The organism is Bryocella elongata, assembly GCF_900108185.1.
In the GTDB taxonomy this organism is placed as follows: Bacteria; Acidobacteriota; Terriglobia; order Terriglobales; family Acidobacteriaceae; genus Granulicella; species Granulicella elongata.
In genome coordinates this window covers 383,875-409,305 of the sequence record NZ_FNVA01000001.1, presented here as the reverse complement: position 1 = coordinate 409,305, position 25,431 = coordinate 383,875, and the positions used below count along the sequence as shown (strand labels likewise).

At 61.6% G+C, this 25,431-nt stretch carries 17 protein-coding genes and 1 pseudogene; 10 read left to right on the top strand and 8 right to left on the bottom strand.

The window, feature by feature from the left end:
- The first annotated feature begins 65 nt into the window (after nucleotides 1-65).
- From C4S68_RS01675 to C4S68_RS23895, 3 genes and pseudogenes are all read left to right on the top strand, one after another.
- The gene (locus C4S68_RS01675; RefSeq protein WP_146071972.1) at nucleotides 66-809 is read left to right on the top strand and encodes a helix-turn-helix domain-containing protein; all 744 of its coding nucleotides are present in this window, start codon (nucleotides 66-68) and stop codon (nucleotides 807-809) included.
- Between the two features lie 83 nt (nucleotides 810-892).
- Complete coding sequence (locus C4S68_RS01670; RefSeq protein ID WP_103931284.1) at nucleotides 893-2,473, top strand: CoA-acylating methylmalonate-semialdehyde dehydrogenase; 1,581 nt, start codon at nucleotides 893-895, stop codon at nucleotides 2,471-2,473.
- A gap of 6 nt (nucleotides 2,474-2,479) precedes the next feature.
- A pseudogene (locus C4S68_RS23895) lies at nucleotides 2,480-2,707 on the top strand (hypothetical protein); the annotation flags it as partial.
- A gap of 30 nt (nucleotides 2,708-2,737) precedes the next feature.
- Here the strand turns inward: C4S68_RS23895 and C4S68_RS23480 are convergent.
- From C4S68_RS23480 to C4S68_RS01645, 4 genes are all read right to left on the bottom strand, one after another.
- A complete protein-coding gene (locus C4S68_RS23480; RefSeq protein ID WP_235011286.1) occupies nucleotides 2,738-2,953 on the bottom strand; it encodes a hypothetical protein in 216 nt (71 codons plus the stop codon).
- Nucleotides 2,954-3,613: 660 nt separating this feature from the next.
- Nucleotides 3,614-5,050, bottom strand: a complete 1,437-nt coding sequence (gene eno / locus C4S68_RS01655; RefSeq protein ID WP_456061029.1) for a phosphopyruvate hydratase — start codon at nucleotides 5,048-5,050, stop codon at nucleotides 3,614-3,616.
- 62 nt (nucleotides 5,051-5,112) lie between these two features.
- A complete protein-coding gene (locus C4S68_RS01650) occupies nucleotides 5,113-6,474 on the bottom strand; it encodes a sensor histidine kinase (RefSeq protein ID WP_235011285.1) in 1,362 nt (453 codons plus the stop codon).
- A gap of 44 nt (nucleotides 6,475-6,518) precedes the next feature.
- On the bottom strand, nucleotides 6,519-7,442 hold the full coding sequence (locus C4S68_RS01645; RefSeq protein ID WP_146071971.1) for a TIGR03435 family protein: 924 nt from the start codon (nucleotides 7,440-7,442) through the stop codon (nucleotides 6,519-6,521).
- Between the two features lie 149 nt (nucleotides 7,443-7,591).
- On the opposite strand from C4S68_RS01645, the gene ribA reads away from it, so the two are divergent.
- Both ribA and C4S68_RS01635 read left to right on the top strand, forming a co-directional pair.
- Nucleotides 7,592-8,209: a GTP cyclohydrolase II gene (gene ribA, locus C4S68_RS01640; protein ID WP_103931281.1), complete on the top strand. Its 618-nt coding sequence runs from the start codon at nucleotides 7,592-7,594 to the stop codon at nucleotides 8,207-8,209.
- Between the two features lie 122 nt (nucleotides 8,210-8,331).
- Nucleotides 8,332-9,429, top strand: a complete 1,098-nt coding sequence (locus C4S68_RS01635) for a 4Fe-4S binding protein (RefSeq protein WP_103931280.1) — start codon at nucleotides 8,332-8,334, stop codon at nucleotides 9,427-9,429.
- Nucleotides 9,430-9,445: 16 nt separating this feature from the next.
- Here the strand turns inward: C4S68_RS01635 and C4S68_RS01630 are convergent, their stop codons facing one another.
- Complete coding sequence (locus tag C4S68_RS01630) at nucleotides 9,446-10,072, bottom strand: TetR/AcrR family transcriptional regulator (RefSeq protein WP_160114952.1); 627 nt, start codon at nucleotides 10,070-10,072, stop codon at nucleotides 9,446-9,448.
- A gap of 251 nt (nucleotides 10,073-10,323) precedes the next feature.
- Here C4S68_RS01630 and C4S68_RS01625 point away from each other — a divergent pair, with 251 nt between their 5' ends.
- The 4 genes from C4S68_RS01625 (at nucleotide 10,324) to C4S68_RS01610 (ending at nucleotide 20,004) form a co-directional block, all read left to right on the top strand.
- Nucleotides 10,324-11,580 carry an efflux RND transporter periplasmic adaptor subunit gene (locus tag C4S68_RS01625; protein ID WP_235011284.1) on the top strand — a complete coding sequence of 419 codons (1,257 nt, stop codon included), beginning with the start codon at nucleotides 10,324-10,326 and terminating at the stop codon, nucleotides 11,578-11,580.
- A 3-nt stretch (nucleotides 11,581-11,583) separates the two neighbouring features.
- Entirely contained in the window at nucleotides 11,584-14,808 is a 3,225-nt protein-coding gene (locus C4S68_RS01620; protein ID WP_103931277.1) for an efflux RND transporter permease subunit, read from the top strand.
- Nucleotides 14,805-16,241: an efflux transporter outer membrane subunit gene (locus C4S68_RS01615; RefSeq protein WP_327333223.1), complete on the top strand. Its 1,437-nt coding sequence runs from the start codon at nucleotides 14,805-14,807 to the stop codon at nucleotides 16,239-16,241. Before C4S68_RS01620 ends, C4S68_RS01615 begins: the two co-directional genes overlap by 4 nt.
- A gap of 184 nt (nucleotides 16,242-16,425) precedes the next feature.
- On the top strand, nucleotides 16,426-20,004 hold the full coding sequence (locus C4S68_RS01610; RefSeq protein WP_103932112.1) for a sugar-binding domain-containing protein: 3,579 nt from the start codon (nucleotides 16,426-16,428) through the stop codon (nucleotides 20,002-20,004).
- A gap of 102 nt (nucleotides 20,005-20,106) precedes the next feature.
- Here the strand turns inward: C4S68_RS01610 and C4S68_RS01605 are convergent, their stop codons facing one another.
- Together C4S68_RS01605 and C4S68_RS01600 are read right to left on the bottom strand one after the other, a co-directional pair.
- The gene (locus C4S68_RS01605; protein WP_103931276.1) at nucleotides 20,107-20,307 is read right to left on the bottom strand and encodes a hypothetical protein; all 201 of its coding nucleotides are present in this window, start codon (nucleotides 20,305-20,307) and stop codon (nucleotides 20,107-20,109) included.
- 301 nt (nucleotides 20,308-20,608) lie between these two features.
- Nucleotides 20,609-22,462 (bottom strand): capsule assembly Wzi family protein, encoded by a 1,854-nt coding sequence (locus C4S68_RS01600; RefSeq protein WP_235011283.1) that lies wholly within the window; start codon nucleotides 22,460-22,462, stop codon nucleotides 20,609-20,611.
- Nucleotides 22,463-23,225: 763 nt separating this feature from the next.
- Between C4S68_RS01600 and C4S68_RS01595 the strand changes: the two genes are divergently transcribed.
- A complete protein-coding gene (locus C4S68_RS01595) occupies nucleotides 23,226-24,035 on the top strand; it encodes a WecB/TagA/CpsF family glycosyltransferase (protein WP_103931275.1) in 810 nt (269 codons plus the stop codon).
- Nucleotides 24,036-24,089: 54 nt separating this feature from the next.
- On the opposite strand, the gene C4S68_RS01590 is transcribed toward C4S68_RS01595, so the two are convergent.
- On the bottom strand, nucleotides 24,090-25,094 hold the full coding sequence (locus tag C4S68_RS01590) for a glycosyltransferase family 2 protein (protein WP_103931274.1): 1,005 nt from the start codon (nucleotides 25,092-25,094) through the stop codon (nucleotides 24,090-24,092).
- Nucleotides 25,095-25,431: the final 337 nt, after the last annotated feature.

The following is a 25,431-nucleotide window of genomic DNA, read 5'->3' as shown; positions in this document are numbered from 1 at the left end:
AAAGTTTGCCACGTACGCCAGTCAAGACAACAGATGAACCGGAGGCCTCAATGGGAGTCACCGCGATGAAGATGAGCCGCCCGGACGAATTGACACCGGCCAATGCACACTCGCCCGAAAGCGGTGCTAACTCCGTGCTGCAGGCTAAAGCGGTCAGCGTGGAGAGCCCGTTTTCGGTGGCGCCGGAGGGCGCAGAAGACCTTCTGGCGCATGCGCACCTTGGAAAGCGCATCAAGCAGCTTCGACTCAAACGCTCAATGGGACTCGTCGAATTAGGGCGCCGCACGGGCCTTTCCGCAAGCTTCCTTTCGCAGCTGGAGACCGGTCGCGTCGTGCCTACGCTGCGCAACCTCGCGCGCCTGGCTCTCGTCTTCGAGAAGGACCTTTCGCACTTCTTCGAGACTACCGACCGCCGCGTCTTCCGTATTCAGCGCCGCAAGGACCGCGTTCGTCTACCGCACGGGGGAGTCGAGCCGGACTACATCTCCGAGAGCTTCGGCATCCTCATCCCCGAAGGCGGTCTTCGCCCCTGCGTGGCCGAGCTCCAGCCCGGAGAGACGCGCCCATTCGAGCCCAAGATGTATCCCGGAACCGAAATGGTTTACGTCCTGAGCGGATCGGCGCAGCTGGAACGCAAGGGACAGCCTTATGCGCTAACGACCCGCGATGTCCTGTACATCTCGGGTGAAACGCCGCGGACCTACCGCTGTCTCGGCGACACCCCGGCTTCCCTGCTGATCGTAAGCTTCGACAGCGAATCGGCAGAGCCTCCCCGCATTCGCAGAAAGTCGCTAAACTCCGCAGCGTAACCGGTAACGTAACGCGACTTTGGTACTATGGTTCCTCGATTCTGGAAGCTATAGTTCCCCGCTTCCGAAAGAAGGAGCGCCCGATGTCTGCTACCGCCGTCTCGCCCGTGGACGAGTCCACCTCTGCTTCCTCCCTTCCCTCCGTGCCCCACTGGATCAACGGTGTGCGGGTGGAAGGCACATCGGGTCGCTACTCCGATATCTACCACCCGGCCACGGGTAAGGTGCAGGCGCGCCTTCCCCTGGCCACCGACGCCGAGCTGGACGCTGCCGTCGCCGCAGCGGCTGCTGCTTTCCCTTCGTGGTCCAGCCAGCCGCCGCTGCGCCGCGCGCGTGTCATGTTCCGCTTCCGGGAGATCCTCGACGCACGCATGGACGAGATCGCCTCGATCATCAACCGCGAGCACGGCAAGGTCTTCTCTGACGCGAAGGGCGAAGTGACGCGCGGCCTCGAGAACGTCGAGTTCGCTACCGGCATCCCACAGCTGCTCAAGGGCGAGTACACCGAGCAGGTAGGCACGGGCGTCGACTCCTGGAACATGCGCCAGCCGCTCGGCGTGGTCGCGGGCATCACACCGTTCAACTTCCCCGCGATGGTCCCGCTGTGGATGTTCCCGCTCGCAATCGCCTGCGGCAACACCTTCATCCTCAAGCCCAGTGAGCGCGATCCGTCTGCCTCCATCTGGCTGGCTGAGGCGCTCAAGGAAGCGGGCCTTCCGGACGGCGTCCTCAACGTCGTCCACGGCGACAAGACCTCGGTCGACGCCATCCTGCGTCACAAGACGATCCAGGCCGTCAGCTTCGTCGGCTCGACGCCCATCGCGGAGTACGTGTATGCCGAAGGCACGAAGCACGGCAAGCGCGTGCAGGCTCTGGGCGGAGCGAAGAACCACATGATCGTGATGCCCGACGCGGACCTCGACCAGGCTGCGGACGCCCTCGTCGGCGCGGCGTATGGCTCGGCTGGCGAACGCTGCATGGCCATCTCCGTCGCCGTTACTGTAGGACATGACACCGCCGACAATCTGCTCTCGCGTCTCGACTCTCGTATCTCGGATCTCAAAATCGGCGATGGCGCGAAGGATGCTCCCGGTGGTGAGAAGGACATGGGTCCGCTGGTAACGAAGCAGCACCTCGATCGCGTCACCGGTTATGTAGAACTGGGAACCCAGGAGGGAGCCACGCTCGTAGTCGACGGCCGCGCCTCAACCTCGAATCTCGCATCTCGCACCTCGAATCTGCCCTCCGACGGCTTCTTCCTCGGCGCTTCCCTCTTCGACCACGTCAAGCCGGAGATGAAGATCTACAAGGAAGAGATCTTCGGACCGGTCCTCGGCATCGTGCGCACCAACAACTTCGACACCGCGCTCGAGCTCATCAACGAACACGAGTTCGGCAACGGCACCTCCATCTTCACCCGCGATGGCGACACCGCTCGCGACTTCGCACGGCGCGTGCAGGCCGGCATGGTGGGCATCAACGTCCCAATCCCAGTCCCCATGGCCTTCCACTCCTTCGGCGGCTGGAAGCGCTCCCTCTTCGGCGATCACGCCATCTACGGTCCCGAAGGTGTGCGCTTCTACACCCGCCTGAAGACCATCACCGCACGCTGGCCGACGGGCATTCGTACGGGTGTGGATACGTCCATGCCGACCTTGGGGTAAAGACAGATGATGGTGGCGGGAGAGGTCACAAGCGGAAATGTCAAGGATGTCGAATGGGATGAGAATTACTTCAAATTCTGTACGTTCTCTGGCCTTGATGTGAGCGGACACGTGGTCGCTTCCGACTTCAACAGATGTACCTTTGAAAGCGTCTATTGGTATTGGGGGCTGTTCACGCAGACGAATTTCATCGACTGCAGCTTCGTCGATTGCACGTTTGCTGGGTCCTCATTCTCCGACGTACGCTTTGTCGCCTGCAATTTGTCAAATTGTAAGTTCATCAAAGACAACCTCGATGGCAGCTGCGATTTCGAAGACACCGTTGCATATGGCTGCTCCATAACGAACTGCATCGGTTTCAATCTCCCTGAGGTCCGAAGCTAGGCTGGGTTTAACGTCTTCCCCGCAAACAGAAAGGGCGGAGCCATTGGCTCCGCCCTCTTTCTTTCCGCCGTCATCGCTTCTTCTTTCCACCGTCATTCTGAGAGACCCGGAGCAACGCGAAGGGGAACGAAGAACCCCTGTATTTCGTCCGGAGGGGCGAGTAATCTCATCGGATGGGAATCCTAACCCGACTGCGGCGACATGGGACGTCCGCCCCGCCCAAGGCCGGTCCCTCGGCCCCATGGGACCTCCAAGCTGCGCACAAGCACTGTAGTTTGCACCGCGCCGAAATAGAATCCAGCGAGGTCTGTGGATGCTTCTGCTGCGGGGCGATCTATTCGCCAGCAGAGATCGTGGCGTGGGTTGACGATGCACAGACCGCAATCTGCCCCCACTGCCCTGTAGACTCCATCATCGGTTCTGCCTCCGGCTACCCAATCACCAAAGAATTTCTCGAAGCGATGCATACGCGCTGGTTTTGACAGCAGCCCGAACTCACAACGCGAACGATCTTCCCATTCCCTGCCTTCCGCCCCTGTCAATCCCCCAACCCCAGCCATCCCCATCAAAACCCGCGCCAACACTGCAGATTTCGCATCGCTACCCCTGGCGCAATCCCCTCGCCCATCATCTACCATGGACTTAGGCACAAAACAAAAACGATAGAGCCGTGGCGATCCATAGCCACGGCTCTATATTTTGCTCAAAACTATCTTCGCAACAACAACTTACCGATACCCCGGGGAGGGGGCCCGCCTACTCCGCGCAGTTGATGCTGTCACGCCCGAGGAACTGAGCCGTCTGGCCCAGTTGCTCTTCGATGCGCAGCAGCTGGTTGTACTTCGCGATGCGGTCCGTACGCGAGGCAGAGCCGGTCTTGATCTGGCCCGCGTTCGTTGCGACAGCGAGGTCCGCGATGAACACATCCTCGGTCTCGCCCGAGCGGTGCGAGATGATCGCGGTATAGCCGTTGCGGCGAGCCAGCTCGATGGCATCCAGCGACTCCGACACGGTGCCGATCTGGTTGACCTTCACCAGGATCGAGTTGCCGCAGCCTTCGTTGATGCCCTTCTGCAGGAACTTCGGGTTGGTGACGAAGAGATCGTCGCCGACCAGCTGCACGCGGCGGCCGATCGTGTCGGTCAGCTGACGCCAGCCGGTCCAGTCATGTTCACTCAGGCCGTCCTCGATCGAAATGATCGGGTACTGACGCACCCACGAGTCCCAGTAGTTCACCATTGCGTCGGAGCTCTTCTCGCTCTTGTCCGACTTCTTGAAGACGTACTTGCCCGTCTCCTTCACGTAGAACTCGCTGGCCGCGGGATCGAGTGCGATGGCGATCTGCTCGCCGGCCTTGTAGCCTGCGATCTCGATGGCCTCGAGGATGACCTCGATGGCTTCCACGTTGGACTTGAGGTTCGGCGCAAAACCGCCTTCATCACCGACGGCGGTGTTGTAGCCCTTCTTCTTCAGCACGCCCTTCAGCGTGTGGAAGACCTCCGCGCCCCAGCGCAGCGCATCGGAGAAGGTCTCCGCGCCGACCGGGATCACCATGAACTCCTGGAAGTCCACGTTGTTGTCGGCGTGTGCGCCACCGTTGAGGATGTTCATCATCGGCGTGGGCAGAACGCAGGCGTTCACGCCACCGAGGTAGCGGTAGAGCGGCACGCCGATGCTGGCCGCAGCAGCGCGGGCCGTGGCCATCGACACCGCGAGGATCGCGTTGGCGCCGAGGTTCGACTTGTTCTCGGTGCCATCGAGCGCGATCATCGTCGCGTCGATCAGGCGCTGGTTCGAAGGATCCATGCCCTCGAGCTCAGGAGCGATGACGGTCTCTACGTTCTCGACAGCCTTCAGCACGCCCTTGCCGAGGTAGTAGCCCTTATCGCCATCACGCAGCTCGACAGCCTCATTTTCGCCGGTGGACGCGCCGCTGGGAATAGCCGCGCGGCCAATCGTTCCGTCCTCAAGCATCACATCTGCTTCTACAGTAGGGTTGCCGCGGCTATCCAGAATCTCGCGCGCGTGAATCGATGCAATCTCGCTCATCTTGTTCCTCAATTTTTTGGGGTTCGCACCAGTCGCCGGTTGCGACACGATGCGGTGCTGAAGGCGCTCACGCAGCTTTGGCCTGCGGTCTACCGCAATCGCTTTGCCACCTGCTCCCGCGATCACCTCTACCAGCTCAGCCATGGCACATTTTCACCGGGGTTCATTCTAACAAAGCGTCCCATGCGTCCGATGAACGCGCAGTGTCAAATGACTCGAAGTGGCTCTGCGACACGATTTCGCTTGGGCATCAGCTCTTCCGAGCTATCGACGGGCATCACCAGCCGCACGCGCGTTCCGCGGCCCGGCCGGCTGACGATCTCTACCTGTGCCGAGTCGCCATAGAGCACCTCCATGCGCTCGCGCACGTTGCGCATACCGATGCCAGAGCCCTCCCGCACCAGCCCGCTGATCGGTGCCGTCACACTGGAGCGCGGCTCCATCCCGACACCGTCGTCTTCGATCTCGATGATGAGGTTCGTGCCCGAGAGCCGGCTCCGCAGCGTGACGGTACCGCCGGAGATGCGCGGCTCAAGGCCATGCTTGATGCTGTTCTCGATGAGCGGCTGCAGGAGCATGCTGGGCACCTCGACTCCCAGCGTCTCCTCGGCGATCTCCTTCACGACCTTCAGCTTGTCGCCGAAGCGCACCACCTCGATGGCGAGGTAGTCGTCGGTGAACTCCAGCTCTTCTCCAAGTGGGACAAACGCGTCGCGATCACGCAGCAGCACACGCATGATGTTGCCAAGCTTCACGATCATCTCGCGCGCCAGCTCCGGCCGCGAGCGCACCAGCGAAGCGATGGAGTTGAGCGTATTGAACAGGAAGTGTGGATTGATCTGCCGCTGCAAAGCATCGAGGCGGGCTTCCAGCAGCAGCCGCCCCTGCTCCTCGAGCTTGCGATCGATGCGCACCGCGTTCCAGATCTTCAACGGTATGCCCACAACGACCGGCGCACACGCACAGATCGCCAGTTCGATCAGCCAGCTGTCCGAGTACAGCGCGAAGAGCGAATGCGGACGCAGGTGTGAAATTACACTGAGCACGAACTGAACCGCTGTGAGCAGCACCAGCAGGAAGATCTGGCGATCGAGGTGCGGAAACTCCACCGTGCGCCGCACCCAGCGATAGAGGCTGAGGTCGATGAGCGGTGAAAAGGACCAGATATCGTCCTCGCCGACGAAGCGGCGGAAGTTGCCGAAGATCAGCGCGACGGCGAGATTGGCTCCAAGAGCGAAGATCTCCTTGTGCCACATCGCTGGTATTGACAGCACCGCGCCGCCTACCATTGCAGGTCCTGGCCCAAGAAGCAGGCCCATCAGAGCGGTCGCCTGGAAGGAAAGATCAGCGGCAAGGAAGTTGGGCACGCGCACACGAATCCACACGCCCAGCATGAGCGGGATGACGATCCATGCCAGCATCTTGATGATGTCGCGCCGGCTGCGCCGCTCGGCAACGAGGAGCCGTTTGAACTGCGAGGAGCGCGCGAGCGAGCTCGCCACCGCGGCCGCGACGCCAAGCTCCACCAGCAGCGTGATCAGGACCAGATCGTGAGTCTGCGGATGCACGTCTTTAATCTACGCGGGTCCATGGGTGCGAGGTCTTGTTTCCGCTAATTCGCCGCGGGCTTCTCGACATGGTCAACAATGAGCAGCGGCACAATGGCTCTCGTGGGCCGAAGCTTCAACCCGAGCTGCTCATGAATCGCCTCCAGCGCTGTTGGGCCGGGCTCGGGTGCATCCGTTGGCTCCGCACCGCCACGCGGCGCTGGAGCCGACAGCAGGGTGTAGTCCCACAACCCCGTCAGCCCCGTTCGATCCACCACGGGGCGATTGTTTGCAAAGCTGGACGCCCCCACCATCCCCAGGAAGTGCGCCAGCAACGCCGGCGTCGTGGCGCGCGAGCCTGCCAGCCACAGCTGGCCCTTAGGCATCGCGGCGTTGGCATCACAGACGGTCGGAAATACGTCCGGACCGGGTGTCGAATCACATGCTGGCCCCTGGGAGTGCGGAATGAGCTTCGGTCCCGTCTGTCCGGGCTTCTCGAGCTCCATTGCGAGCACCGGGATCTCGCGATTCTCCCAATGGACCTTGAGTCCGAAGCGTTCGGCCAGCAACGCCTGCATCATCAACCGGTACTGGTCTTTGGTGGCATGCAGCGGCGCCGTCGCCTCAATGTCGTAGCGTTGCTTTCTCGCCGATTCAGGAATGCCAGCCATCATCACATCCCGTTCGCTGCCTGTAAGCCACAGTTTGTAGGCGAACTCGATGTACGTAGGTAGCGCGAAGTCTGCGTGGAAACGACCGCTGGGCTCACGGAACCAGTCATCTGCGGAAAGAGCGAAGCTTGGAGGCTTGAACTCGCCATCATCCGGTCGGACGGAAGCGACCTCAAACTCCATGTGGCCGCCGGCGGCGATCTGCCATGCCGGCGTCACTGCATTGATTGGTGGCGCAGAAGACGCGGGAGTTTGAGCGTTCGCCGACAACGCGACACAAAGCAGAAAAGAGCGGCCTATGGCGCGAGGGTTCGTCACGTCGGCTCCCGGTCCCGTTGAGATCGTTTCAAGATAGACGAGCTGGATCGCATTTCGCTCACATATTGGTGTGCGATCAGCGATGACTGCAGCGGCAATCGACGCGGGCCTGAATCCACCGCACGCAATCAGGAATCTATAATCGTGATATGAGTTTTGTCTCGGTCAACAAGGTCGCGGATGCAGAGTTCCCCACCCGTTGGGGAACGTTTCGAATCCTCGGCTTTGAGGGCCTGACGCAGCCTGGCGATCCCGGCCGCAAGCCGGTCGAGACGGCCGTTGCGCTGACCATGGGCGACCTGCGAGCGAATCCTCCGCTGTTGCGCATCCACTCGCAATGCCTTACCGGCGATGTCTTTCACTCGCTGCGGTGCGACTGCCACGACCAGCTGCACCTCGCGATGAAGATGATCGCCGAGAACGGTTCGGGCATCCTCATCTACGAGCACCAGGAAGGCCGCGGCATTGGCCTGATGGCCAAGCTGCGCGCCTACGAGCTGCAGGACCAGGGCTTCGACACCATCGAAGCAAACGAGCGGCTCGGCTTCCGTGCCGATCATCGCGGCTTTGATCTCCCCGCAGAGATCCTGAAGCAGCTCAACGTGCCCGCCGTCCGGCTGATTACGAACAATCCTGAGAAGATTGCAGCGCTTGAGCACGCCGGCATCCGCGTGACCGAACGCGTCTCGGCAGTGATCCCGGAAGAGCCCACTTTCGCAAAGTACATCGAGACCAAGCGCGATCGCATGGGCCATCTCGTCGGCTGAGGCTTCCCTCTCTGATCTCCTGCACCGTTCCAACGCGCAACCTTCGATTTGGAACGTCGTGACTTAGATCACCGATTGCGCCAGGACTTAGCGCCTACCTTCGAGAACAGCCGGAGGTACGCATGGCCGCGCTGCTTGAACCACCCGTCGCCACACCCCAGCGGACAAAGAAGAAGCTCGTTCGCCGCGCTGCACCCGATCGCTCACAGCTCATCCGCCACAGCGTGCAGGGAACCTTCCTTCTGCTGAACCTCTGGATCGGCGCGCAGTTCTATCGCTGGGTCAGCTACTACAAGGGCGGCGGTACCGGTTCGTACGTCTCGCGCCCTGCTGGTGTTGAAGGCTGGCTGCCCATCGCTGGCCTGATGAACACGAAGTATCTCTTCGTCACCGGGCACGTACCCACGATCCATCCGGCAGCGATGTACCTCTTCCTCGGCTTCGTGCTGATGAGCGTGCTGCTGAAGCGCGCCTTCTGTGCGTGGCTGTGCCCCGTCGGCTTTGCGTCGGAGATCCTGTGGCGTGTCGGCCAGAAGCTCTTCGGGCGCAGCCTTACGTTGCCGCGATGGGCGGACATTGCGCTGCGCTCGCTGAAGTACATGCTGCTCGCACTCTTCGTCGGCGTCATCGGGTGGATGTCTGCGGAGATGCTCGAAGGCTTCATGAGCACGCCCTTCGGCATCGTCCTCGATGTCAAGATGATGGACTTCTTCTGGAACATGAGCCGCACCGCTCTGATCGTGCTCATCGCGCTCGCGGGACTATCGCTGATGGTCCAGAACTTCTGGTGCCGCTATCTTTGCCCGTACGGCGCTCTGCTGGGAATCGCAGCCATCGTCAGCCCGGTGAAGATACGTCGCGACGAGCAGGCCTGCATCGATTGCGGCAGGTGCTCGAAGGCCTGCCCCTCGCATCTCGCGGTCGACAAGCTGGTGCAGGTCCAGTCCGTGGAATGCAGCGCCTGCATGTTGTGCCTCGCCAGCTGCCCCGCGGAGAATGCCTTGCAGCTTGCGCTCCCGCCGCGCAAGGCAGAGACGTCGCAGCAGCGATGGAGCCGACGCGCAGTGCATCCACTCGCGCTGACCGCCGTGCTCGCTTACATCTTCTTCGGAGCGGTCTTGTGGGCCCGCACCACCGACCATTGGCAGACACACATTCTGGGCGCGGTCTATCTCAGGCTTGTACCCCACGCAGAGGAACTGGGCCATCCAGGGATGTAGCAGTGACTCTCCCGAGCTACTTAGAGACGAGAGCCTCGGCCTCTTCCTCGATTGACTGGCGCAGCAGCTGCTCGTGCACGAGCTGCTGAATCCGGCGTCGAACGTCCTCAGCCGTAAGCCCTTCCGGGTCGAAGTACATATTCAACGCCAGGCCATCGAGCGTTGCGCCGAAGTTGCCCCCGGTGCGGCGACGCTCGGCGTCCGTCTGGCAGCTGAATTCGGGAATCAGATCCAGCTTGCGAGCCGCACCCTCGCGGCAGATCTTGGCATGCAGCTCGGCGAGACGCTTCTGGTTGGTCGGGTGACGCAGCACGTACATCTTGAACTCGACATACAGCAGCATCCGCTTGCGGTCCCGCAGCAGCTCTTCGAGATGGCCGCTGATCACCTTGACGCGATCCTCGAAGGTCGACTCCGGGGTCAGCTGCTTCACATAGATCTCGGTATCGCGCGCAATGTCCTCTTCGATCAGGGCAAAGAACAGGTCTTCCTTGTTGGCAAAGTGCGTGTAGAGGGCGCCCCGGGTCTTCCCTGCGACCCGGGCGATGTCCTCCAGCCGGGCCAGTTCGAAGCCATCCCGCGCAAACACCCGGCGAGCCGCATCCAGCAGATCCTGGCGGGTTTGCAGGGCGCGGTCCTGCACCGGAGGCGCAGCCTTCCGGGCGGTTGGACGCCTCGAAACCGTTGTCGATTTCCTCAACCGTTCTCGAGATTTTTCTGCATCGAGCATGTCTTCTCCCGCATCACACACAAACATACACGCATGTATGTTTTACCATGACCGTGTAGCACCGTCGAGCAGAGGGCCCACCGAGCCGGTGGCTTTGTCCCCTCTCTCAGTATCTGATCCCCGCAGCGGCGAAACAGCCCCGGGAAAAGTGAGAAGGAGCAGTGATGAGTTCAGTGATGCATCGCGCACAAGACACCGCGAGCACCTCCGGCCGGAGTGCCGGAGGGTATGCCGCCCTGTTGCTGGCCGCGGCCGTGCCCGTGATTTTGAGTGGCTGTGACAGCAAGACTGCCGCAGCGCCCGCGTTTGGTCCCATGCCCGTCTCCGTCGTCACCGTGAGCTCCAGCGACGTTCCGCTGCGCAACGAGTGGGTAGGCACGCTGGACGGCAACGTAAACGCGCAGATCCAGCCGCAGGTCAGCGGCTACCTGATCAAGCAGGACTACAAGGAAGGTTCCGTCGTGCAGAAGGGCCAGGTGCTCTTCGAGATCGATCCTCGTCCCTTCCAGGCCACGCTCGATCAGGCCAAGGGCCAGGTCGGCCAGGCGCAGGGGCAGCTGGGTCAGGCGCAGGCGCAGATGGGCCTCGCGCAGATCAACCTGAACCGCGACACTCCGCTCGCTGAGCAGAAGGCGATCGCACAGAGCCAGCTCGATACCGACAAGCAGACGCTTGCGACAGCCGCAGCCAACGTCGCCAGCGCCCAGGCGGCGATTGCATCGGCCAAAGCGGCCGTCGAGACGGCGGAGCTGAACCTCGGCTTCACGCGTGTGCGCTCGCTGATCAGCGGCGTCGCCGGCCAGGCCACCACGCAGGTCGGCAATCTGGTCAGCCCGCAGTCCACTCTGACCTCGGTCTCGCAGCTCGATCCCATCCGCGTGTACTTCTCCATCTCCGACGCCGAGTACCTTGCTCTGGTCGATGCGACCCACGCCGGCCATGGAGATCTCCTGACGGCAGCCGCCGCTGTGCCGCTCACCCTCTCTCTGGCCGACGGCAGCACCTTCCCCGAGAAGGGCAAGATCGTCTTCGTCGATCGCCAGATGAACCAGCAGACGGGCGCGATCCGCGTCGCAGCGATCTTCCCGAACAAAGGCAACGTTCTTCGCCCCGGCCAGTTCGGACGCGTCTCTGCGAACACGCAGGTGAAGCACAACGCCATCCTCATTCCGCAGATTGCGGTCGCCGACCTGCAGGGCCTCAAGCAGGTCTACACCGTGACCTCCGACAACAAGGTGCACGTGGTGAATGTGCAGCTCGGCTCTGAGTCCGGCCCCAACGTCGTCGTGCAGTCGGGCCTGCAGCCCGGGATGAGCGTCATTACCGACAACCTGCAGAAGCTGCGCGAAGGCTCCCCTGTGAGCCCACATCCTGCAGCTGCGGCCACACCTGCACCGGGCGCCAACGCCTCGGAGAAGTAATCCATGTCAAAGTTCTTTATCCGTCGCCCAATCGTGGCGATCGTCATCGCGACGCTTACGGTCATCATTGGCCTGGTGTCGATGCTGACGTTGCCGACCTCGCAGTACCCGAACATCGTTCCTCCAGAGATCCTCGTGCAGGCGACCTACCCCGGCGCCGATTCGAGGACCCTGGAACAGGCCGTCGCTACGCCGCTCGAAGAGCAGATGAACGGCGTCGACAACATGATTTACATGTACTCGGTGAACGCCAACAACGGCCAGTCGGCTCTGTATGTTGACTTCGACGTAAAGACCAACGCGGACACCGACCAGATCCTTTCGCAGCTGCGTGTGTCGCAGGCACAGGCGCAGCTTCCCGCGCAGGTCAACACCGCCGGCCTGACGGTGCAGAAGGCTCTCACCTCGCCACTGATGCTGGTGGGCCTCAACTCGAAGGATGGCCGCTACGATGGCACGTTCCTCACCAACTACGCCATCATCAACGTGCAGGACGAACTCGCCCGCGTACCCGGCGTAAGCCGCGTGCAGGTCTTTGGTGGCCAGTACGCTCTGCGCGTTTGGGTCAACCCGGACAAGATGGCGAAGCTTGGCGTGACCGCCCAGGACGTGATCTCCGCGCTGAGCACGCAGAACAACGTGAACCCTGCCGGTCAGATCGGCGGCGAGCCCGTACCGAACGGTCAGCAGTTCACCTACACGGTTCGCACCCAGGGCCGTCTCGTGGAGCCGTCTGAGTTCGAGAACATCGTCGTGCGCGCGAACCCCGATGGCTCTGTGCTGCATCTTCGCGATGTAGCCCGCATCGAGCTCGGCGAGCAGATCTACTCCCTCAACGCACGCTTCAACGGCGAACCCGCCGGCATGCTGGCGATCTACCAGCTTCCCGGATCGAACGCCGTGCAGGTGGCAGCTGCCGTACGCGCGCGCATGGATGAGCTCACCAAGCGCTTCCCTGCGAGCATGAAGTATGACGTCCCGCTCGATACGACGTTGGCCGTCAGCGCCGGCATCCACGAGATCGTGCTGACGCTGTTCATCGCGCTCGCACTCGTCGTGCTGGTCGTGTACATCTTCCTCCAGGGCTGGCGCGCAACGCTGATTCCATTGCTCGCCGTCCCGGTATCGCTCATCGGTACCTTCGTCCTGTTCCCTCTGCTGGGCTTCAGCATCAACACGCTGTCGCTCTTCGGCCTTGTGCTCGCCATCGGCCTCGTCGTCGATGACGCCATCATCGTGGTCGAAGCTGTCGAGCACCACATCGACGAAGGCATGAGCCCCACCGAAGCCTCCGTCAAAGCGATGGAAGAGGTCGGCGGTCCGGTCGTGGCCATCGCACTCATCCTGGCTGCGGTGTTCGTTCCGACAGCGTTCATCCCCGGCATCACGGGGCGGCTATACCAGCAGTTCGCCGTCACCATCGCGATCAGCGTGCTCATCTCTGCGTTCAATGCGCTGACGTTGTCCCCTGCGCTCTCGGCACTGCTACTGAAGCCCAAGGACAAGACCGCGAAGCCCGGCCTGCTGGGCCGTTTCTTCGCCGGGTTCAATCGCATCTTCGGCCGTACCACCGACAAGTACGTCGACACGTCGCGTGTGCTGATTCACAAGTCTGGTGTCACCATGATTGCGCTGGCCGCGATCGCTGCCTGCGCCGTTTTCATGGGAACCAAGCTCCCGACGGGCTTTATACCGTCGGAGGATCAGGGCTACATCTTCGCCGCCATGCAGCTTCCTGATGCCTCGAGCCTGCAGCGTACCGACGCGGCTGGCCTCCAGGCCACCAAGGCGCTGCTCGCCACTCCCGGCATCCAGAGCGTCGTGCAGGTCAACGGCTTCAGCCTGCTGACCCAGACCCAGAGCACCAACACGGCGTTCTTCTTCGTCACGTTGAAGCCGTGGGATGTGCGCAAGTCGAAGGAAGAGCAGATCGACTCCATCCAGAAGGCTGTCTCCATGAAGCTGCTGGGGAATCCTGCGGCTCTTGCCTTCAGCTTCCCGCCACCGTCGATCCCTGGCATCGGTACCTCGGGCGGTGTGACGATGATCGTCGAAGACCGCTCCGGCAACGACGATCCATCGTTCCTCACCAAGAACCTCTACGCCTATCTCGGCGCGCTGAAGAACCGGCCTGAGATCGCAGCTTCGATTCCCTCTTACCTGCCCGCCGTTCCGCAGCTCTATGCGGATGTGGACAAGGAGAAGGCCATCGAGCAGCAGGTCGATCTCGGCAGCGTCTACAACACCATGTCCACCTTCATGGGCGGCTACCTGGTGAACTACTTCAACCGCTTCGGCCGCCAGTGGCAGACGTACGTTGAAGCAGAAGGTTCCTCGCGCACGAAGATCGACAACATCAACCAGTTCTACGTTCGCAGTGCGAACGGAAGCCAGGTTCCTCTGGCCTCGCTGGTGCATGTAAAGAAGATCAACGGACCCGAGTTTATCCTTCACTTCAATGAATACCCTGCCGCGCAGCTGAACATCTCCGGCGCTCCAGGCTACAGCTCGGGTCAGGTTCGGCATGCGCTGGAAGAGGTATTCAAGCAGTCGATGCCCGACGGCATGGGCTACGACTACAACGGCATGAGCTACCAGGAGCAGCAGGCCGAGAAGGGCGTGCCCACCTGGGCTGTCTTCGCTCTCTCGCTGGCCTTCGTCTTCCTCATCCTGGCAGCGCTGTATGAAAGCTGGTCGCTGCCCTTCAGCGTTCTCCTCTCGACGCCGGTCGCGATCCTCGGTGCGTACATCGCACTCTGGTCGCGCTCGCTGGAGAATGACATCTTCGCCACCATCGGTCTCGTCATGCTGATCGGTCTCTCGGCGAAGAACGCCATCCTCATCGTTGAGTTCGCCGTCACGAACTACAAGTCAGGCAAGCCCATCGCACAGTCCGCGCTGGAAGCTGCCCGGCTTCGCTTCCGCCCCATCCTGATGACGGCCTTCGCCTTCATCTTCGGCTGCTTGCCGCTATGGACGGCAACTGGCTCGGGTGCAGCATCACGCCGCATCCTGGGTACGGTCGTCATCGGCGGCATGTTGCTCGCTTCGGTCGTCGGTATCCTCATGGTGCCCGTCACCTTCTCGGTGGTCGAATATCTCTCGCATCGCTTCAGCAAGGGCGGCAAGGGCACGACGATGGACTCGGAGCACGACTTCGACCCGGTAGCTGCAGGCAAGGCTGCCGGACTCAACCAGCCTTCCAAATCGGAAGGAGGTCACGCTTGATCTCACAGACCAACACCATGAACTACCTCCGCAACGCGACGATCGGACTTGCTCTGATCGCCACGCTTGCCACTGCCGGATGTAACGTCGGCCCCAAGTACACCCGTCCGGTGGCGCCGGCTCCTCCGGCCTTCCGTGGCGCGGATGAAGCGCAGATCGCGAGCGAAGCGAAGGACTCGCTGGGTGACCAGCAGTGGAGCTCTGTCTTCCGCGAGCCCGAGCTTCAGAACCTCATCAAGCAGGCGCTGACGAACAACTACGATCTCCGTATCGCAGCACAGAAGGTGCTCGAAGCGCAGTCGCAGGTACGCATCGCGCGTGCAGCCCAGTTCCCCACCTTGAGCGGTGGAGGCACCGGCCTCGGCGCGGAGCTTCCCAACTCGCTGTCGAGCACCCTCGGCTCCAACCCGATCGCCGCTGGCAGCTTCAGCTTCTCCGCTTCGTGGACACCCGACTTCTGGGGTCTCTACCGCAAGCAGACCGAAGCTGCGCGCGACCAGATGCTCTCGCAGGAGTGGGCTCGCCGCGCTGTGCGCATGTCGCTCGTATCGCAGGTAGCTACCAGCTATCTCACGCTCCGCTCGCTCGATGAGCAGCTCGCCGTTGCGAAGTCCACCGCGAAGGCGCGGCAGGACTCACTGGACCTGACCAACAAGCTGCAGACGGGCGGCAACGCTCCCCTCAGCGACGTTCGCCAGGCCGAGCAGCTGCTCTACACCGCGCAGGCGCAGATCCCTGTCCTCGAAGAGCAGATCCAGCAGCAGGAGAACGCCATGCGCATCCTCCTGGGACAGACGCCCGGCCCTGTGACGCACACGGATGCCACGGCGCTTGCTCCCGTGCCGCAGGATCTTCCCGTCGGTGTTCCCTCGCAACTGCTCGAACGTCGTCCCGACATCCAGGAGGCAGAGGCGCAGCTCAAGGCGGCGAACGCGCAGGTCGGCGTGGCGAAGGCGCAGTTCTTCCCTCAGCTCACCATCAGTGCCTCCGCGGGTCTTGGTGGCAGCGACTGGTCGAACCTCTTCGATCCCGGCGGCCACACGATCTACGGCCTCGGATCTCTTACGCAGCCCCTCTTCGAAGGCGGCAAGCTGAAGGGACAGTACGAGCTTTCCAAGCAGCAGAAGGAGGAGATGGTCCTCACGTACCAGAAGACCATCCTCGGCGCCTTCCGCGATGTCTCCAACGCGCTGATCGCGGTGAACAAGACGCGAGCAGCGCGCGAGCAACAGGAGAAGCTCGTGGCCTCCGCACAGGATGCCACGCGGCTCGCACGCATCCGCTACCAGGGCGGCGCTTCGAGCTACCTCGAGGTGCTGACCAACGACACCAACCTGTTCAACGCACAGCTCACACTGATCAGCGCCGAGCAGGCTGAGGCGCTATCGCTGGTGCAGCTCTACCAGGCACTCGGCGGGGGCTGGCAGTCGTAACCTGTTCCACGAAACCACTGCACGCAAAAAGGGCGAGGCCAATGGCCTCGCCCTTTTTGCGTTGGAACGAAGACTGAAGCCGACAGTGCTCAGCGGGGAATGACGGGGCTGCAATGCTAGGATGGGCAACGTTGCAGCGCCTCGCGCCAAAGATCTTCCAGTGCCCTTTGAAGGTGAGAAAACGATGTCTTCGTCCGATTCGATCTCCCGCCGCGCCTTGCTCAAGACCGCGGCTCTCGGCGCATCTGCCGCTTGTCTGCCTCAGGCATCGCTCGCTGCACCCGAGGCCAGGCCGCACGCCTTCGCATGGCCCGAGAACGGCACACTGATCCCCGATGAGGGCTGGCACCTCTGGGTCGACACCAAGGCGCACTGGGAGTCCGATGACATCTTCCTGCCCGAGGACGTGGCCTGGGTCGAGCAAGATGGCAAGCGTGAGCTCTGCGGCAAAGGCCGTCCGCTGCCCGTGAACGAACCCACCGGGGGCTGGAGTGTGCTCACGCCAGCGACGGGCCTTGAGGTCATGCTGCCAACGTCAGTCGGGCAGCACTTCTGGGGCAAGTATGGCGCGGGTGTTGACGGCAAACCGCGCCCCTACACGCCCGAAGAATATCGCTATGCTTCCACGGCTTCGGGTGCCCCGGGGCCGGATTCTCGGACCCGGGTTCCTTCCGTTCCACCCGCCGATGACGACGTGCCGCAGAACGGTGCCTACTTCGGCGTGAGCTGGTTCTATCGCACGATCGATATCCCGGCATCGATGCAAGGCAAGCGCATCTTCCTGCACGTGCGAGGCGCGCATCTGCGTGCAGAGGTCTATCTCAACGGCAAGCTCTGCGGCTACTCCATCATGGAAGAGTTGCCCTTTGAGGCCGACCTCACGGCGGCAGCGAAGCCCGGCGGAGAGAACCAACTCGCCATCCGCATCACCAACCCCTTCGGCCGCTTCGACTGGGTCGACGGCCTCAATGCCAAGTGGGGCAAGGTGAGCCTCTATCGCTCGCATGGCTTCGGCGCTCTGGATCGTGGCATCTCGATCAGCACGCATGATGCCGTGCGCATCACTGATATCGCTGTTCTGAACACTCCCAATCCAAAGCACATCAGCATCAAGGTGGAGATTGAACAGATCAGGCCAGACGACTGCCTCGTGATGGAAGGAGAACTGAAGGTTGAAGTCCTCGACCCGGCCTCAGGCACACCGCTTCCCTCGAAGGGAACCGGGCCCGGCGTGGGATCAGGATGCGAGCGTGGCGCGGTCGCCAATCCGCAGGGGCCGCAGCGAAGGCCGAATCAAGCTTCCTATCGTCGCGAGCTGACGGCAGAGCTCACCTGCGACAGCGCCACTCTCTGGGACGTGGCGTCTCCGCAGAACTATCACCTTCGCGTCACGTGGCTTGGCGTCGACAAACACGCCGACACCCGCACCATAGCCTTCGGCTTCCGCAGCTTCACCACACCCGGCATCGACACCGATGCCATGTTCCGCCTCAACGGCAGGCGCATCCGCATCTACACCTCCATCTCCTGGGGATTCTGGGGGCTCAACGGCATGTTCCCTGTGCCAGAGCTTGCAGAGAAGGAGGTCCGCGCCGCGCAGGCGCTCGGTCTCAACTGCCTCAACTTCCATCGCAACCTCGCCAAGGAAGACGTGCTGCGCAAGCATGACGAGCTAGGCGTGCTGCGTTACCTGGAACCCGGTGCGGGCAAGATGGCCATCGGCAAACTGCCCGCCAAGACCGCGGCCAACGCGCCCGGTACGGTGATGGAAGACGCTAAGACCGACGCCGAGAAGTTTGCCCAGCGCTTCATGTTCGTCAAGTGCGTGGAGATGGTGAAGGCCTTCCGCTCGCACCCTTCGGTCATCGAGTACTGCCTGCAGAACGAGATCGGTGCGGACCTGAAGAATCCCGCCACGCTCGCCATCCTCAAGGCCATGCACGACGAAGACCCCTCGCGCTGCGTGGTGCTCAACGACGGCTTCGTGCAGCGCGGCGCCGCGCAGGCCTGGTACGAGCCCTGGACCGAGGAGTTGCAAACTGGCGAGCGCCCTTCCTCGCATCTCGCATCTGGCATCTCGAATCTGCATGAAGGCAAGCTCCATCGCAGCGATGAAGAGAAGGCCGGCGGCTGGTGGAACGATCACCAGGGCGCGGGCGACCAATGGTACGACCAGTTCTACAAGTCTCCCACGAGCTATACCTACCGCGCACCCTACAAGGACGTACTCACCGAATACGGGGAGATGGAAGGCTGCGCCCGGCCCGACAATCATCCGCTGATGGTGCACCAGATCGAGACAACGTACGCGAAGTACGGCAAGCGAGGCAGTGATGGCAAGATGCGGGGCCAAAGCTACGACCTTGCCGACCACGAAGAGATCATCGCGAGCTATGAGCGCTTCCTAGACAGCTGGGGCTTCCGCAAGGCCTTCCCTACGAGCGAGCACGTCTTCAAGGCCGTGGGCCGCACCTGCTACGAGTCGTGGATGAACTACATGGAGAACGCCCGCATCAGCGACGAGCTGGACTTCGCCGCGATCTCCGGCTGGGAGTCGACGGCCATCGAGAACCACTCCGGCATCGTCGACAACCTGCGCAACTTCAAGAGCGACCCCGAGCTTATCCGCGGCTCGCTGCTGCCCGTGCGCCCCATCGCCAAGCAACGCTCGCTGGTGATCGAACAAGGCAAGCCCGCAACCTTCGACCTCTTCCTCGCGAACGACACGACGAAGCCGGCGACCGGCACCCTGACCTTCACGATGATCACGCCCAGCGGCAAACGCCAGCAGCTCATCTCGCTGCCCGTCCCGCAGCAGCGCCCCGACATCTTCAGCTATCTCCTCAAAGAAGCCTTCGAGACTCCCGCACTCACCGAAGAGGGCCTTTATCGCTTCAAGTTTGCGATCAGTTCCCTGCCGCTGGCCACGCAGACGAAGGAGCTGTGGGTCACAGGCCTGCCCGCGGTGCTGAAGACCTATCAGGCAAAGCCAGCACATCCGGATCCTCACACGATCTACGACATGGTTGTCTTCGAAGATCTAAAGATCGCGGTGTCTGGCGTCGCTCCTGCACTTCGAGACCAATTGCTTGGCCTAAGAGGATTCGGGAAGATGGGTGAGCCGAAGATCGCTGACTACAAACCCGGCGAGCACTACGACCTCATCATCACCTCCGGCATCAACGCCCACACGAAGGCCGAAGGCCAGGTCGGCGAGACCACCGGCGAGTCTATGCCTGTGATGAAGCCCGGTCATACACCCGAACCCGGCGAGGTTGCAGAAACCAACAAGCTCGGCAGCTTCGCTCCCGGAATCCTCGACGCCGTGCGCAACGGCACGCCGTTGCTTGCGATCCCGCAGTCCGATACGCTCAGCGACGGCCTCGCGCAGGAACTCGCTGCTGCTGGAGCCTTCACCTACAACGGGGCCGTCGGCGACTTCCGCGCTCCATGGATGGGCAACTGGTACTTCGTGCGCGAGCACGCGCTTTTTGAAGGCATGCCGGTCAACTGTGCGATGGGCGGCTTCTATCAGACACCAGGACGGCAGTCGAATGGACTGCTGATCGAGCGCGCTCCAAACGGTCCGGAGGTCGAGGTCGTCGTCGGCTACTCCCGCGATCACGACCGCAAGGTCGGCGCCGGCACCTTCACCGCGAAGCTGGGCAACGGCAAGGTGATCTTCCACCGCGTGCCACCGATGCACCCGGTGATGCAGCAACGTTTCCTGGCCAACGCGCTCCGCTATCTAACGTCAAAGTAAGTCGGGCGGCCAATACCGAAGCGCAAAATCAAAACCGCTCCATTCCAGGCAAACCCTGGAGTGGAACGGCTGAGTCGCCCCGCCAATGGTGGCAATCGTAAGCTATGTCGCGGAGTCTTGCTTCCACTCGCGGGCAGCCATAACCCGGCTGAACCGGCCCGCTGACGGATGGACGAGGTCTGGCTCCGCGCCCTTGCGGCGCGGGTCGCTGAAGGTCTCCCAGAACGCGATGCCGAGAAGAGCAAGTACCGATCCACCCCAGATCGCTGCGACGATGGCAAGAACCCAGACAATGGTTGTCATCGGAGTCGTCTCCTTAGGAAGTGATTGTGCACTGCTGCGGCTGGGCTGCTGGTCACACCATCGTAAAACGATCGAACAATTTTCGCCAGCCAAATCTGGAACAAAGGTAATACTTACTGCCGGACGAAAAATCCTGTTGCCCCCACGAGAAAAGGAGCGTCTTCCGGGAATTTCGTGAAGATCTGATCGTCGGCCGGCCTAAAGGGGAAATCCACTCAGTAGGCTGTTGGATGCATATCTTCGCGACGGCGCGTTGTGGCGTTTTGACCACACCAACGGCGCGCTTCGGCTCTGATCTCGCCTAGTGTGAGGTCCAGGTCACCTGAAACCAGCCACTCGTGTTGTGCTGCGAACCCGGTTCGTACGAAGGAATCAGGAAACGCTCGCGCTGCACAAAGACCTGCAGACTGGTGTCATGGGTCAGCGCATAGGTTCCACGAGCGAAACCATCGGAGATGGTTGCGCCCCCGGGAAGGTACTGGGTGCCTCCTTTGTTCTGGCGATACCCGGCTTCCACCCGCGTTCTAGCGGTAAACCAGTAGCCCACCCGCCCTTCGATGGCGCGCGCGTCCCGGCCAACGGCATTGCCCAGCAGGAAGCTCTTGTTGGTGTTGGCGTCCAGGTAAACGCTGTTGATGAAAAACCGCTGGCCTCCCTCGTCCTGGCTCAGTTCCTCACTCGTCGCCGCCTCGAGCCGGAAATCAAGCTTGGGCAGACCCGGCACACTGGCCAGATACATTCCAACGTCCCAGGGTACGCGCCGGGGCGCATCGATGGGATTGACCTCGTCATCCGCGAAGGCATCCGCATAGATCGTCAGCAGATGGCTCAAGCCAGGCACATGGACCCGCATGTCGAAGTCACTCTTGCGATCGCCCGGATCTGTGCGGTTGAAGTATCCGTACTGCGATCCCTCGGAGTTGCTGCTGACGAGGTTGTGGTACAGGCTGCCGAGGGTCATTGGGTGCCCTACCCCCCAAAGGAGCGACCACCGGGTGAAGCTCATCTCGACGTACTTGCCTTGTCCAAAGGTGAAATCCGCCTTTTGAGCGTTGTAATAGGGCCGTGCGGGAAAGTGGTGTCCGGATAGCTTGCCGAAGACGAGGGAGAAACGGTAGCTACCCCAGCTCGGCACAAACGGAAATGGATGCGGACGTTCGGCCTCGAAGCGCAGGTTGTAGTTGGGCTCGGCGTTCATCGAGAACGACCAGGGCCCCATCGTCCCTGGTCCCCAGTAGAGCTCCTGCTTTCCAAACGAAAGTTCGTTGCCGCCAAAGGCGATTCCGGCATAGAGTTCCAGAGGCCGCTGTCGCGCGTACGCAGGCTGAGCCGCGGTCGCATAGAAGGTCGCAGGCGACGGCACCGGGTTGCCAGACATCATGTCGAGCTGTGTAAACAGCTGGGCCTGCGACGCGTTGATGGCAGCGGCGCCCGGGCCATACTGTCCTTCCTGGCGGTCGTAGAAAAAGAAGCGTCCGTGCGTCCAGCGCATGGACACACCGGCGATGGCGTCGGATCCCCTTCCCAGCTGCCGGCCGTAGTCGTTCCACCAGGTCTGCCCGATGTGGAAGCTGTCCGCCAGTGCCGGGCCGGCGATGGTGCCGGCGCGAGCATAAACCGTCTCCACCTTGAAACCATCAGAAGGGGCCAGCAACTCCTCGTCCAGCGCGGCAAGCAGACTGCGCGCTTGTCCATCAGGCCCGTCAGAGAGCTCCATATCCCGAAGCAGAAGCATCGCTTCTGTCACCTGCCGCCGACACTCCTGGCGCGTCCATGGGCGTATGGCGGTCTGTTGCGATGGAATCAATCCGTAGGTGCTCAGACGCTCGAGCGCAGGATAGATCCAGCTGTCCATAGGCACTGTCGGCGAACCCACTCGATCGTCGTCGGGCAACATCCCCAGCGGAAGCTTCCCTTCGACCATCGCGCTCCAGGGAGACACCGCTCGCACGATCGCAGTTGTCACTGCAGGATTCATCGATGGCGCTGGCAGAGGATTCACAGCCGTCCCAGCCACAGGCTCCGCGACGATAGCAGGCAGATCGACCGGCCGCGACGGGAGCTCACCCTCAGCGACGAGAACAAGGCCCGGCATCCCGAGCAGGGTTGCGAATGCAACCGCCTCAACCACGCGGAAGGAGAAAGACGCCAACATGAGAGGAAACCAGGTTGGAACGCAGCGAAAATCTCTTAGGCTCGGAAGGGGGGTCAGCAGGATCCAGCTCCGGAAGGACCACGTTCAAAAACGAGTGGGCGTGGGGGGCTTGAGGGAAGCCGTTGTGCTCTGAGGGCAAGATAGATAAGGTCTGAGTCGAGTATGCCCTCGTACTTTCCACGTAGCAAGATGCAAAACAGGACGGGACAAGCAATTTGACGAAAGATCCTGGCATCACGACCGGGCACGCCTCTGAAACTCCAGGCGATCACACCCACGCGCTCTCTACTGATGCCCTTCTCAAAGTGAAGGAAGGCGGCCGTCTCATCTACATGTCTGTCGTCTCTCAGCGGCGCAAACGTCCTCCCACGTTGTTCGAAACAGTCAACTCTGCGTCGTGAGATTTCAGCCCTGCTATGTTCTTCGCTCCGTGAGAGCCATTGCGATCTCCCTCGATTCGCCACATCGGGTCACATAAGCATCCAACCTAAGCGATGGCCTTCGTTCCATTCGTTCCACCGTGATCATCGTGGCTCTCCATCGGTGTATTTCTCTCTTAACTGATACGAAACAAGCGACTTCGTCGCATGTTGATACATACGACCGCAGTTGTGCGCATGCTAGACTGTCGCTGTTGTTCGTGAAATGTTCTTGCTCCTCGACCTGTTGAGATCTCCGCCATCCGAGGAAGTCACTTCGCTTCCCACTTCCGCTCTCTTTCGAGGCATTGCGTGATGGGTAGAGACTCATGGAGAAGCCTCACATGACCCATGAACACAGCTCGCCATCGCGTGCCAACGTGCTGGGCATCGGGATCAGCGTCGTCCGCATGCCTGATGCCGTGGGGCGCGTGACGCAGCTCATTCGTTCAGGGGGCAAAGGTTATGTTTGCGTAACCGGAGTTCACGGCATCATGGAGGCACAGCGGGACACCGCCCTCCGTTCCATCCTGAATCGATCGTTCCTCACACTGCCGGATGGCATGCCAACCGTTTGGGTCGGCCGTCACCAGGGCTTTTCGATGGAACAGGTCTCCGGTCCTGACTTCATGATTCGCATGTGCCAGGACGGTGTAGCGAACGGTCTGCGTCATTTCCTCTACGGAGGCGACGTCGGTGTAGCTGAGCGTCTCCGGGAAGCGCTTTGCGAGCGCATCCCCGGCCTACAGATCGTCGGTGTCTATACTCCGCCATTTCGCCCACTCACCAGCGACGAGCTGTCGCACGTGCAGGACATGATTGACGACTGCCAGCCTGACGTCATGTGGATCGGCCTCAGCACACCCAAGCAGGAACGCTTCATGGAAGAGTTCGTCGGGTATTTGAACGCAGGCGTTCTGGTCGGCGTTGGCGCTGCCTTTGACTTCCACACGGGTCGCATCAAAGATGCTCCGCGCTGGGTGAAGAAGATCGGCATGCAGTGGCTGCACCGGCTCTCACAGGATCGCCGACGCCTTTGGCGGCGCTACCTTACCAACAATCCCCGCTTCGTTTATCACATCCTGCTGCAATGCCTGGGCGTGCAGCGCAGGGCCCTTGACGTCAAAGAGGGTGCCGCCATCGATCACGCCTAGCGACTCGCGGTCTCTACTCGCTGAGACTGTCGTGAAGTTCCTCGACGTCGATTCTTAGGTCTCTTGCACGGCGAGCACTGGCTTCTGGCCTGGCCAGAGTTCCTCCTGCCGCGCACGGAAACGACGCGGATTGATGCCGTTGCGGATCACCCTCGTGCGGTCCAGTTCATCCAGCAACCTCCGAAGTACGTATCCCGGCGAGTTCAAGACCGCCCGGCACGCTTCGCGCATCGCTCCGATACGGTCCTTGCCTGCCATCCGAATGTTCAACGCGCGAAGATTTTCCTGCGCCACAAGGTCGCGCAGGGTCACCAGGTCTTCCAGCGTCGAGACGACCTCCGTCTGTGGAAGCGGCCGAAGCCCCCACAGCTCCGAGAGCAACAGGTACTGCACATACAGCAGGTCGATGGCGTTCTGCTTCATGGCCAGCGTCGTCGCTTGACCACCGTGCTGGCGGTAGCCCACCAGCGTCTCCGGGATGATCCGGATCTCGGCACTGCGCGCAATACGCCACCACAAGTCCGCGTCTTCAGCCCGGTTCAACGTCTCGCGATAGCCCCCGACCTTCTTTGTGCAGGCGATGTTGAGAGTCGCCGCTGGATGACAGAAGCTCAACAGGTATCCTCGCTCAACGATCGACCGCAGCTCATCACTCGTGCCGCGCGAAGCCCGAAAGGTCCCGATGGACTGTCCCGGCGGGAAATACTCCGCCAAAGCTGGCAGTAACCCTGCATCACCGTGACGCCGAATGTATTCGAGAGTCCTCTCTACCCGCTGAGGATAGGCAATGTCGTCGGCGTCGTGGCGCATCAGCCACGGCGTCTCCGCAGTCTCCAGCATGTAGTTGAGGGTGCGGCTCAACCGCAGCCCCGGCCGCTCTACGACGCGAAGGCGCGGATCGCGAAGGCTGTAAAGATAATCCAGACTTCCGTCACTGCCGTCCCCCACAACCGCGAGGATGCGAAAGTCCTCGCAGGTCTGGGAGAGCAGGCTTTCTACAGATTCCGGCAGGTATGGCATGGCTCTGTTTACTGGCAGCCCCACGGTCAAAATCGCCATGCCCCTCCTTGTACCTGAGTCTGGTGGCCCGTCACTCGAAGGGCAAGCTAGCGCGATAAGCCGGGTTCTGGCGTGGAAGCATCCCCGGCCTAAGGTGGTTCCCTCTCCATTACAACACCGGATGCTCTTGATTCCGTTGATGTTGGCCTCCGACGGACGCTTTGCAGCAAATGCAAAGAGCAAAATCGGTAGCTATGGCGTAACGCGAGTTAACCGGTTTGACGCCAATTTGCAGAATCAAGTCGCGGTGTCATGGAGAAAAGGCGAGACGGCATTGGAAAACCGTCGCATCAAGAGCCGACAGAGTCTCGTCGCAGGCTACGACTCTACCGCTCTC